Annotated in this window: 10 protein-coding genes and 1 riboswitch; of the genes, 8 read left to right on the top strand and 2 right to left on the bottom strand. The window is 46.2% G+C overall.

Features of this window, described 5'->3' with window-relative positions:
* The first annotated feature begins 319 nt into the window (after positions 1-319).
* From R7H07_RS21810 to thiH, 8 genes are all read left to right on the top strand, one after another.
* Positions 320-1,702, top strand: a complete 1,383-nt coding sequence (locus tag R7H07_RS21810) for a multicopper oxidase family protein (protein ID WP_206960097.1) — start codon at positions 320-322, stop codon at positions 1,700-1,702.
* A 123-nt stretch (positions 1,703-1,825) separates the two neighbouring features.
* Positions 1,826-2,209, top strand: coding sequence for a fluoride efflux transporter CrcB (crcB, locus tag R7H07_RS21805; RefSeq protein ID WP_005378811.1), 384 nt, complete (start codon positions 1,826-1,828; stop codon positions 2,207-2,209).
* Between the two features lie 60 nt (positions 2,210-2,269).
* Positions 2,270-2,368: riboswitch (TPP riboswitch) on the top strand.
* A gap of 163 nt (positions 2,369-2,531) precedes the next feature.
* Positions 2,532-4,472: a phosphomethylpyrimidine synthase ThiC gene (gene thiC / locus R7H07_RS21800; RefSeq protein ID WP_206960098.1), complete on the top strand. Its 1,941-nt coding sequence runs from the start codon at positions 2,532-2,534 to the stop codon at positions 4,470-4,472.
* Positions 4,472-5,887, top strand: coding sequence for a thiamine phosphate synthase (locus tag R7H07_RS21795; RefSeq protein WP_206954906.1), 1,416 nt, complete (start codon positions 4,472-4,474; stop codon positions 5,885-5,887). Before thiC ends, R7H07_RS21795 begins: the two co-directional genes overlap by 1 nt.
* Positions 5,874-6,647 (top strand): HesA/MoeB/ThiF family protein, encoded by a 774-nt coding sequence (locus tag R7H07_RS21790; RefSeq protein WP_065274965.1) that lies wholly within the window; start codon positions 5,874-5,876, stop codon positions 6,645-6,647. Before R7H07_RS21795 ends, R7H07_RS21790 begins: the two co-directional genes overlap by 14 nt.
* Before the next feature lie 38 nt (positions 6,648-6,685).
* Positions 6,686-6,940 (top strand): sulfur carrier protein ThiS, encoded by a 255-nt coding sequence (thiS, locus tag R7H07_RS21785; protein WP_065274964.1) that lies wholly within the window; start codon positions 6,686-6,688, stop codon positions 6,938-6,940.
* Positions 6,941-6,945: 5 nt separating this feature from the next.
* Positions 6,946-7,713 (top strand): thiazole synthase, encoded by a 768-nt coding sequence (locus R7H07_RS21780; protein WP_065274963.1) that lies wholly within the window; start codon positions 6,946-6,948, stop codon positions 7,711-7,713.
* 34 nt (positions 7,714-7,747) lie between these two features.
* Positions 7,748-8,860 carry a 2-iminoacetate synthase ThiH gene (thiH, locus tag R7H07_RS21775; RefSeq protein ID WP_065274962.1) on the top strand — a complete coding sequence of 371 codons (1,113 nt, stop codon included), beginning with the start codon at positions 7,748-7,750 and terminating at the stop codon, positions 8,858-8,860.
* Between the two features lie 121 nt (positions 8,861-8,981).
* Here thiH and R7H07_RS21770 read toward each other — a convergent pair whose 3' ends face one another.
* Both R7H07_RS21770 and R7H07_RS21765 read right to left on the bottom strand, forming a co-directional pair.
* Positions 8,982-10,772: an aminopeptidase P family protein gene (locus tag R7H07_RS21770; protein ID WP_065274961.1), complete on the bottom strand. Its 1,791-nt coding sequence runs from the start codon at positions 10,770-10,772 to the stop codon at positions 8,982-8,984.
* 203 nt (positions 10,773-10,975) lie between these two features.
* Entirely contained in the window at positions 10,976-11,917 is a 942-nt protein-coding gene (locus R7H07_RS21765) for a LysR family transcriptional regulator (protein ID WP_005378791.1), read from the bottom strand.
* Between the last annotated feature and the right edge of the window lie 4 nt (positions 11,918-11,921).

Here is an 11,921-nt window from a genome sequence, read left to right as displayed (position 1 = left end):
GGGTGTAGCTCCAATTGGCAGAGCAGCGGATTCCAAATCCGCGTGTTGGGAGTTCGAATCTCTCCACCCCTGCCATATATCAGGCTCTGACTTAGGTCAGGGCCTTTTTTGTATCTGGTTTCTTCTCATTATTACAGCTTATTTCTACTCTTATCCCGTAAGTATGGCTTTCTGCTGTACTTTGGCAGCATTTAATCTACTGAACGAACGAAACTACAGTTAGCTGTAATGATCAGTGGCCCGAAATTTTAATAATAAAGGGGAATCACTATTTATATTTAGTTACACTCAACCGATCTGGATTAATGAGTAACTATGTATGGATATATCTCGTCGACGCTTTCTTCAATCATCCTTAGCAATCTCCGCGCTTACCGTTCTACCTGCATGTTCTCTATCTAGGAGCACTAATAAGCAGAGGCAATATATATACGATATCACTGCAGAGCCTTCTACTGCAGAATTTATCCCTGGGTTTAACACAGACGTACTCGCATTTAATGGTTCGATTCCAGCGCCTACGATTCGTTGTCGCCAAGGCGAGAAAGTTATAATTAGGTTTACTAACAAGCTTTCAGAGCCGACTACAATCCACTGGCATGGCTTGCGAATCCCTATTGAAATGGATGGTGTACCTTTCTTAAGCCAGCCGCCTATCATGCCGGGTGAAACATTCGTTTATGAATTTACACCGCCAGATGCAGGTACGTTTTGGTATCACCCCCACATGAATAGCGTTAAGCAACTTGGTATGGGCTTAGTTGGGCTAATTATCGTTGAAGAGGCTGAGCCTGTTCTATTTGATGAAGAACAGGAAATAGTTCTAAAGCATTGGCATTTAGACAAACAAGGTCAGTGGAAGAACCTTATGGTACCGCGCTTGAGCGCTCGTATGGGGACTCCCGGAGAGTGGAGTAGCGTCAATGGTGTGCATGAACCTGTTTATACGCTGAAGCAGAATGCTACCACGCGATTAAGAATTGCTAATGTCGATAACACCATTACTTACCCGATCGCTATTGAAGGTGCAGAGGCTTGGGTTATCGCTATTGATGGTAACCCTGTTAAAACGCCTTACAAGCTCACTCAGCATAAAATTGGTCCAGGAATGAGGTTAGATGTCGGATTGATTGCTCCAAAGGCTGGAAAACGTGTTTATGTGCGTCAAATGAAAGGACGCTTCCCATTCCCTTTGTGCGAGTTTGACGTTGTTGAGTCTGACCTGTCGAACAACCAGAAACTGCCTTTATTACCTCTCAACCCTGTGCCAGCTCTCGATTTGAAAAATGCAGAGCAAATCGATTATGTGTTTGAGTGGGAGGGGGCGATCACTCCTGCTGATCAATCGGGCAAAGCGATCCCCCAATTCTGGCTGATGAACAAACGGGCTTGGGAGGGAATGAGCAAAGATAATATTCCAGCGCCGCTTTCAACATTGGAGATTGGAAAAACCTATATCTTCAACCTAAAGAACGTCACCCAATATCATCATCCTATTCATCTTCATGGACACACATTTACGGTTCTTGAGTTAGATGGCAAAAAACTCGACGAACCGTTTCATACCGATACGGTCTTACTTGGAAAAAACGGCAGTGCGAAAGCGGCATTTGTTGCAGATAACCCAGGGCGTTGGATGTACCATTGTCATGTAATTGAACATATGAAGACGGGTTTGATGGGGTACATTGAAGTAAAGTGACTCCTGTAACTTTTAAAATCTTGATAAGTTTTAAGCGCTATACTTTGCTGAATTCTAAGATTGTATAATCACTATTGCCGTAAATTTGATTACAATGTCGCCATTAACTTTTCTGGGGGAATTATGGGACAACTATCCGTTTTGGGTTTTATTGCATTGGGTGGTGCATTTGGTGCATGTTCTCGTTACTTAATTTCTGAACTTTGTGTCATTTTATTGGGGCGTGGTTTTCCATATGGTACGTTAACCGTTAACGTTGTTGGCTCATTTATGATGGGCTTATTGATAGCAGCTTTCGATAATGAACTTTTGGCAACGGAACCTTGGCGACAAGTGATTGGCTTGGGTTTTTTAGGGGCACTAACGACGTTTTCCACCTTCTCGATGGATAATGTGTTGCTTATGCAGCAGGGCGCTTTCTTTAAGATGGGGTTGAACGTATTGTTGAATGTAGTGTTAAGTATTTCAGCGGCGTGGATAGGCTTTCAATTATTGATGCGCAGCTAGCAAAGTAGTTAAAAATTGAACAGGTCGGCTTGGTTTCACCAAGCCGTTTTTATATACTGACATCACTTGTCGGAGTGCCATAAGGCTGAGACCGTTAATTCGGGATCCGTTGAACCTGATCAGATTAGAATCTGCGAAGGGAACAAGAGAAGATATTCACACCGGAGTTCTTTCTGGTTGACCTATCAAAAGTCGAATGTTGTTACAGGCAAATATCGTAAGCTTTAACTAGCCTTAATTTGACTCCTCTTGTCGCATCTATCCGCCAAGCATTTTTATCCAATTACTTTTTATCTAGTATAACAAAGCAAGGAAAAATGCTATGTCGAGTCGCAAACAAGCGAGACTGGAAGCAAAACAGTTCATTGATACACTCTCGGTACAACCGTACCCCAATTCAAGCAAAGTCTACGTAGAAGGCTCACGTCCAGATATTCGTGTGCCAATGCGTGAGATATCACTCGCTGATAGCCTTATTGGAGGCACAAAAGAAGCGCCTATATTCGAACCTAATGAGCCAGTACGCGTTTACGATACGTCGGGTGTATACACAGATCCAGAGCACACCATAGACCTCTATAGCGGCTTACCTAAGCTGAGAGAAGGGTGGATTGAAGAGCGTGCCGATACTGAGCTACTTGATGAAGTAAGCTCGGTATACACCAAAGAGCGCTTAGAAGATGAAACGCTAGACGATCTTCGTTACGGAAATCTACCACGTATTCGACGTGCCAAAGATGGCCATTGTGTGACTCAATTGCACTATGCTCGCAAAGGTATTATTACCCCAGAAATGGAATATATCGCGCTGCGTGAAAACATGGGGCGTGCCAAGTATCGCGATGAAGTGCTGAATCAACAGCATCCGGGTCAAAGCTTCGGAGCGAACCTACCAAAAGATATTACCGCCGAATTCGTGCGCAAAGAAGTCGCCGAAGGTCGCGCTATTATCCCTTCCAATATTAACCACCCAGAATCCGAACCAATGATCATTGGACGTAACTTTTTGGTCAAAGTGAACGCCAACATCGGTAACTCATCGGTCACTTCTTCGATTGAGGAAGAAGTAGAGAAGCTCGTTTGGGCGACACGTTGGGGTGGAGATACCGTTATGGATCTCTCTACTGGACGTAACATCCACGAAACTCGCGAGTGGATTCTACGTAACAGTCCGGTTCCGATCGGTACCGTACCAATGTATCAAGCGCTTGAGAAAGTGAATGGTGTTGCGGAAAACCTTAACTGGGAAGTGATGCGCGATACTCTGATCGAGCAAGCAGAGCAGGGCGTTGACTACTTCACTATCCATGCCGGTTTACTACTTCGCTATGTTCCAATGACTGCAAAACGTGTGACTGGTATCGTCTCTCGTGGTGGTTCTATCATTGCGAAATGGTGCTTAGCGCATCACCAAGAAAGCTTCTTGTACACTCACTTCCGAGAGATTTGTGAAATCTGTGCTAAGTACGATGTCGCACTCTCTCTCGGTGATGGTCTGCGTCCTGGCTCGGTTGCTGATGCTAACGATGAAGCGCAATTTGCAGAGCTTCGTACTCTTGGCGAATTGACCAAGGTTGCGTGGGAATACGACGTACAGGTGATTATTGAAGGCCCTGGTCATGTTCCAATGCATATGATCAAAGAGAACATGGAAGAGCAGTTAGAGCACTGTCATGAGGCTCCTTTCTATACCCTTGGTCCATTGACGACAGACGTCGCTCCTGGTTACGACCATATTACTTCAGGCATCGGCGCTGCCATGATTGGTTGGTATGGCTGTGCAATGCTTTGCTACGTAACTCCTAAAGAGCACCTTGGTTTACCAAACAAAGAAGACGTGAAAGTAGGCATGATCACTTACAAGCTTGCTGCGCACGCCGCTGATTTAGCGAAGGGACACCCTGGTGCACAAGTTCGTGATAATGCGCTGTCTAAAGCTCGCTTTGAGTTCCGCTGGGAAGACCAATTTAACTTGTCGCTCGACCCAGATACTGCTCGTACTTTCCATGATGAAACCTTGCCTCAAGAGTCTGGCAAAGTTGCTCACTTCTGTTCGATGTGTGGGCCAAAGTTCTGCTCGATGAAGATCTCGCAAGAGGTTCGAGAATATGCGAAAGACACTGAGCAAGTTGCTGCGGACCAAGCTATATCGATCAAAATGCTGGATGATCCTCTTGAGGGGATGCGTCAAAAATCGCAAGAATTTAGAGAGTCAGGTTCTGAGCTATACCACCCAGCAGCACATGCCGAGGTAAGTGACTAATGAGCAAAATCCTTATTCCGTCATCATTGATTGAACTGACTGGTTTAGTTCAGCAATGTTTGTTGTTGGCGAAAGAACAGGGTTTTAGCATCGAAGACATTGAGTTGGGTGTGAGCCCAACTCAATCTATTCAGCTTGTTCGCGACCAACAGACCACACGCATAACGACAGATCTTATTGATGGTTATGACTCTGAGAATGAGAGTTCATTTGTGCTCTATTACCGCTCTGCTTTATCGGTAGAAGCGTGTGCTAAGCAACCGTCGAAAGCGATTTATATTGGCATTGCTGATACGCAAGTATCCGATGAAAAGGAGAAAGTGCTTCAGCTTGATATCTGGCGTCACCCAATTAACAACGAAGTGAGAGCGCTTTCCGTTAAGTCCAAATTCAACGCAATGTTCGATCCCGAACATCACCTTGCTTGGATAGTAACTCTGACAGTACTCGATTTTCCTATCGAAGATGCGTTAGCACTTGCTCGAGGAATGCTAACTCAACAAGCGAATGTTTCACGTGAAACACTGTTGAATGACAACCTTGGTGAGGGAAGATCTACTCAGTGGGCTGACCAATTTGATGATTTCCCCACACCTGTACTAGAGGATAACCGGCTAGGTATTCAAGTTGGTTGGTCTGCACAAGGTGAGAGCGTTAGCTTTCCAACCCTAACTAAGCAAAGTCTAGGGCTCTATCCAGTCGTTGATGATGTTGCTTGGATTGAGCGTCTACTGCCATTAGGCATCAACACTATTCAACTGCGAATAAAGAACCCACAACAAGCCGATTTAGAACAACAGATCATTCGAGCAATTGAGCTAGGTCGTCAGTATCAAGCACAAGTGTTCATCAATGACTATTGGCAGTTGGCAATCAAGCATGGCGCTTATGGTGTTCACCTAGGACAAGAAGACATAGAAGAATCGAATTTGGCTCAGCTAACTAAAGCCGGCATTTGTCTTGGTCTTTCTACTCATGGTTATTATGAGCTACTGCGCATCGTACAAATTCATCCTAGTTACATCGCGCTAGGGCATATTTTCCCAACCACCACAAAACAGATGCCATCGAAACCACAAGGTTTGGTGCGCTTGTCTCTTTATCAAAAGCTGATTGATAGCATTCCTTACGGAAACACAGAGTTGGTTTTCCGTCCCGCAAAAGACAAAGCAGGTAGTGACTATGTGCTTGGCTTTCCGACGGTCGCGATTGGTGGCATTGACCAATCTAATGCTGACCAAGTTTGGCAAACAGGTGTTTCTAGCTTAGCAGTAGTGCGTGCTATTACGTTGGCAGAATCACCTCAATCGGTCATCGAGTTCTTCGCACAACTGATGAAGGAAAGACAGCTAACGTTCACTGATCAGAATAGTGAGTTGGCGGATACCAAGAGAGGCGAGCATGCTCACGGATAAGCAGTTCCTTCGCTATCAGCGCCAAGTCGCTCTGCCTGAAATTGCCGAAATTGGGCAAAAGCGTTTGAGCAAATCGCATGTGCTGATCATCGGTTGTGGTGGGTTAGGGAGCGCAGCGAGTTTGTACTTGGCATCAGCGGGTGTTGGTAAATTGGTAGTGGTCGATGACGATGAAGTTGATAGCAGTAACCTACAACGTCAGATCATTTATCGTGAACAAGACCTACAAGTTGCGAAAACAAAAGCGACTGTAAAGCAACTGACTGACCTTAATTCTATGGTTCAAATTCGTGCCCTCAATAAGCGATTAGACAAAGCACAGCTTCAGCTTGAGGTGATACTAGCGGATGTGGTGCTCGACTGCACCGATAACATGCCAACGCGTCAGCTCATTAACCAAGTTTGTTTCGAGCAAAATACGCCGCTCATCTCGGCGGCGGCAATTGGTTGGCAAGGGCAATTCGCTGTCTTTGATTATCAAACGCAGATTGAACAAGAAGCAGAGAGTACAGCCTGTTACCGCTGTTTGTATCCGTTCGACGAATTACCGCAAACGCAAAAGTGCAGTGAGAGTGGTGTCGTCGGTCCGGTGGTGGGCACACTTGGCAACTACCAAGCGATAGCGGCAATTCAAAAACTGGCGACGGGAAAGTTTCATGTCGAGACTGCCAAGTTGCATCTGTTTGATGGGTTGAAACTGCAATGGCAAACCATGGCGATAAGCAAAGACAAACAGTGCCAAGTGTGTGCTCAGATTTAGCTTACGAGTAATAGGCAGAATTAAGAGAGTTGGAAGCAATGACGTTATCAGAACAACAAACAACACAAATGACCGCTGCTGACTTAGATGTGATCACTATTGTCATCAATGACCAGTCACATCAAGTTGCCAGTGAGTCGAATCTACAGCAAATCATTAGTCAATTTGCGCTGCCTGAAATTGGCTGTGTTTTTGCAATTAATAACAATGTTGTGCCGCGCAGTGAGTGGGCTAGCACAGTTCTTTCACAGGGAGATAGCATCTCTTTGTTTCAAGCGATCGCAGGGGGTTAAAGTCGATGCTTAAAATTGGTGATAAACAATTCGAATCAAGACTGTTTACGGGAACAGGGAAGTTTGCCAACAGCCGATTAATGGCAGAAGCGATTCAAGTATCGGGTTCTCAACTTGCGACTATGGCGTTGAAGCGTGTGGATGTGAACGACCAACAAGACGATATTTTGTTGCCGTTAGTACAAGCGGGTGTGAACTTATTGCCGAACACCTCAGGTGCAAAAAATGCTAAAGATGCTGTGTTTGCTGCACAACTGGCGCGAGAAGCGTTGGGTACTAACTGGCTAAAACTGGAAATTCATCCAGACCCGAAGTACTTAATGCCCGATCCAATTGAGACACTTGCAGCCGCTGAACAGCTGGTTCGTGAAGGCTTCATTGTCCTTCCTTACTGTCATGCTGACCCGGTTCTGTGTAAACGATTGGAAGAAGTAGGCTGTGCTGCGGTCATGCCATTAGGTGCGCCGATTGGTTCCAACAAAGGGATAGTTTCTCACGATTTCCTAGAGATCATCATCGACCAAGCCAATGTTCCTGTCATTGTTGATGCGGGTATTGGTGCTCCTTCACATGCCGCGCGTGCGATGGAAATGGGCGCGGATGCCGTTCTCGTTAATACTGCGATTGCAGCTTCGAGCGATCCTGTTGCGATGGCGAAGGCATTTAAGTTGGCGGTAGAGTCGGGGCGTATGGCTTATGAAGCCGGACTTGCTGGTAAGGTTTCTCATGCGGTTGCGTCGAGTCCACTGACGTCATTCCTAGATGAGCTTTAGCCCTAGATTGATTTAGCTAATAAGCGAGGAAAACATGAGCTTCGTTGAACAATTTAAGCAGCTTAATTGGGATGACATTTCGATGTCGATCTATGCGAAAACGGCAAAAGACGTCGAGCGAGCATTGAATAAACCCAAGCGTGATTTGGAAGACTTTAAAGCGCTAATTTCACCAGCGGCTGAAGCGTACTTAGAGCAAATGGCGCAGTTGTCATACTCGGCAACTCGCAAGCGTTTTGGCAATACCATGTCGCTTTATATTCCATTGTACCTTTCTAACTTGTGCGCCAATGCTTGTACTTATTGTGGCTTCTCGATGGAGAACAGAATCAAACGTCGTACCTTGAATCGGGACGAAGTGGTTGCAGAGGTCGAAGCAATCAAGCGCATGAAGTTTGATAGCGTATTGCTGGTGACTGGCGAACACGAAACCAAAGTGGGCATGAAATACTTCCGCGAAATGGTGCCGATGATTAAGCAACGTTTTAACTATTTAGCGATGGAAGTACAGCCACTTGATCAAGACGAATACGCTGAGCTCAAGACATTGGGTTTAGATGCGGTCATGGTCTATCAAGAAACGTATCACCCTTCGACTTACGCCGAGCACCATTTGCGTGGCAATAAGATGGATTTCGAATACCGATTGGATACACCCGATCGTCTTGCAAAATCGGGCATCGATAAGATCGGTATTGGCGCATTGATAGGGTTGGAAGAGTGGCGTACCGACTGCTTTTATGTGGCAGCGCACTTGGACTATCTTGAGCGCACGTATTGGCAGACTCGTTACTCAATTTCTTTCCCACGTTTACGTCCTTGTGAGGGCGCGCTACAACCCAAATCAGTCATGACGGATAAGCAACTTGTTCAGCTGATTTGCGCTTATCGTTTGTTGAATCCAGAAGTGGAGTTGTCATTATCGACTCGTGAATCACCAAAGTTCAGAGACAATGCATTACCGTTAGGTATCACCAGTATGTCTGCTGCATCTAAAACTCAGCCGGGTGGTTATGCGATGGATGATGTTGAACTCGAGCAGTTTGAGATCAGTGATGAGCGAAGTGCTGCTTCTGTGGAAGATATGATTCGAGCCAAAGGCTTTGATCCTGTATGGCGAGATTGGCACTCGGCGTATTCTGGTTAAGTAGCAAAGAAAGCCACTGGTCATCGTTATGTTTCACGTGAAACATAGGCAAAAAAAGAGGGTTGATGCAAAACATCAACCCTCTACTTTTTTCTAGCTTCTAGCTTCTAGCTTCTAGCTTCTAGCTGTGTGCTACTGGTAGCGTTGCTTGACGAAGCCACTCTTTCACATCACCCTCAACAAGTGGGCTGATCTCATCCCATACCTTCTGATGGTAATCATTCAACCAAGCAAGCTCTGGACGAGTTAGCATATCAACGTTGATATTGCGCTTGTCGATTGGACAGCGTGTTAGCGACTCAAATGATAGAACAGGGAAGTCACCGTTAGTTGGGGTTTCAACAACAAGCTCTAGGTTCTCGATACGGATACCAAACGCATCCGCACGGTAGTAACCTGGCTCGTTGGATAGCACCATACCTTCTGTTAGAGGCACGTCGATTTGCTTCTTCGAAATGCTCGCCGGACCTTCATGAACACTTAGGAAGTGACCGACACCGTGACCAGTACCGTGATCGTAATCGTAGCCCTCCGCCCACAGGTGCTGACGAGCTAGCGTATCGATTTGGTAACCACGTGTGCCTTTCGGGAAACGTGCACGTGCAACACCGATGTGGCCTTTTAGCGCGAGAGTGAATTGTTTAATCATCTCTTGTGAAGGCTGACCGATCGCGATGGTACGCGTAATGTCTGTCGTGCCATCTAGGTACTGACCGCCTGAATCCACTAGGTAAAGTGTGTTCAGTTCTAGCTTGCCAGGTTCAGGTTGGTTCTCGTGATTATAGTGACACATCGCCGCGTTGCCACCTGCTGCCGAGATAGTATCGAAGCTAAGATCCATAAGTGTCGGGTCTTCGCTACGGAACGCTTCCAGTTTGTCTGCCAGCGTCGCTTCATCATGCAGGTTACCCGCAACGACTTCAGCATCTAACCAAGATAGGAACTTACTCATCGCTACGCCATCACGGATATGACATGCTTTCATGCCTGCGATTTCAACTGAGTTCTTCGCCGCTTTTGGCATTAGGCATGGGTCAGCTTTACTCACCACAGATGCGCCTGCGTTTTGAAGCACCAGCTTAAACCACGCGTTACTTGTCGCAGGGTCAACCAGTACATTCTTGCCAGTTAGGTTTTCTAGTCGTGCTTGCAATGCTTCTGGGTGATGAACCGTCACGCCGGCACCAACATGAGCGTCAAACTCAGCAGGTAGGCGAGCAGGATCTAGGAAGTATTCCACGCTTGAGTCTGAGTGCAGAATCGCGTGAGAAAGCAGAACTGGTAGACGTGATACATCAAGACCACGAACGTTGAGTAACCAACAGATAGAATCAAGTGCTGTGATCACTGCGCTGTCTGCACCGGCTTTTTTCACGAGCTCTGCGATTTCTTGGCGTTTGCTTTCACTTGACTGACCAACTGCTTCTGTTGCCATTAGGCGAACATCAGAAACCACAGGAGCAGGGCGGTCGTGCCACAGTTCATCAATTGGGTTGCTATCGAGAATCTTAAGCTCAAGTGCGCCAGCAAGTTTTGCTTGTGCCATGTCTAGCCAAGCAGCGTTGTGCATGCGAGGGTCGATTGCCACAGACGCGCCATTTGCAAGATGGTCTTTAATCCAATCTAGTGCAGGCTCTTCAATCAAGTGACGGTATTCGAATAGATCAGCAGGAACCTGCTTTGTTACTTGTACTGTGTAGCGACCATCAACAAAGATAGCGGCTTTGTCTTTGGTGATTACCGCAGCACCAGCAGAACCAGTAAAGCCAGTTAGCCAATGTAAACGCTCGTTGTGCGCTGGTACGTATTCACCCAAGTACTCGTCTTCATGAGGGACAAGTAGGGCATCAATATTATGTTGTGCTAGCCATTCGCGAATTGCATTCACGCGGCTTTGGGTATCGTTGTGCATCTGTGTTATTCCTTCAAATTACCGCTCCTTCATGCTCAGGTGTGGGAGCTGTTTCCATCTGCTTCATGCAGTTTACGATTCCATTGAGGTTCGCAATCACTTCAATAGAGTCGGAGTACAACTAGGCCATAGATGAGCCAAAAAGGACTACGACAGTTAAGCTACTCATTTTAGCCGCTAAGCGCAAATTGAGTTCGGTGTTTTTATCTAAGGTGATCGGTTTTTTGTGTGATCATCGTACGTAGCCAGCCTAATGCAGGGTCGTTTTCTCTATCTCGGTGCCAGAATAAAGTGTAAGCCATAGGTGGGAATTCTAACGGTAGTGGCAGCACGACCAAATCAAGCTGTTTGGCCGCAAGTTGCACAAAATGACTTGGCGCAGTAAAGATAAAGTCGGTGTATGAACATAAACTTGCGGCACTGTTAAAGTCGGGCACGGTGACGGCAATATCGCGGTCGGCGCCAATATCTGCAAGGCGATAATCCAGCAACCAACGGTCGTTGCCATCACAACGTACTTGTACATGGCGTAGGGCGAGATAGGCTTCCAGATTCCAAGGTTGTTTTAGCGCAGGGTGGTTTTTGCGAATGATGCACATTTGGTAATCACGATAAATTTCCAACTCGCAAATGTCATCGGGTGGTTGAAGAGTCAGCTTGGCATCGTTTATATCGATATCTTTTCCAGTTAAGCCTAAATCCAGTTCGCCGCGTTGAAGCATTTTAAATGTATTATCCGACCACGGGTGTGTGCTAATTGTCACGCCAGGTGCTTGTTGAAAAATCGCCGGTAAGAAATGGGGTAGAATGAGAGGGTAGACACTCTCTACCGCTGCTATTTGAAAACGGTATTCGCTGCTTTGCGGAGAAAACTCTTCGGGTTGAGTCAGCACTTCTAACTGATTTATCAACAGATCCAGTTTCGGTTTAAGAAACAATGCGCGCGGCGTAGGTGTTAATCCATGTGAGTTTCGAGTGAAAAGCGGGTCATCAAATTGAATGCGCAGTTTAGCCAGTGATTTACTTACGGCGGATTGGCTTAAGCACAATCGGTGGGCCGCACGAGTAACGTTTAACTCTTCAATCAGCACTTTAAAGCAGACCAATAGATTTAAATCGATACGAGCCAGTTTTTCGACGTTCACAGTG

Source organism: Vibrio sp. Vb1127 (assembly GCF_033338735.1).
GTDB lineage: Bacteria > Pseudomonadota > Gammaproteobacteria > Enterobacterales > Vibrionaceae > Vibrio > Vibrio alginolyticus.
This window is presented reverse-complemented; position numbering and strand designations above follow the sequence as displayed.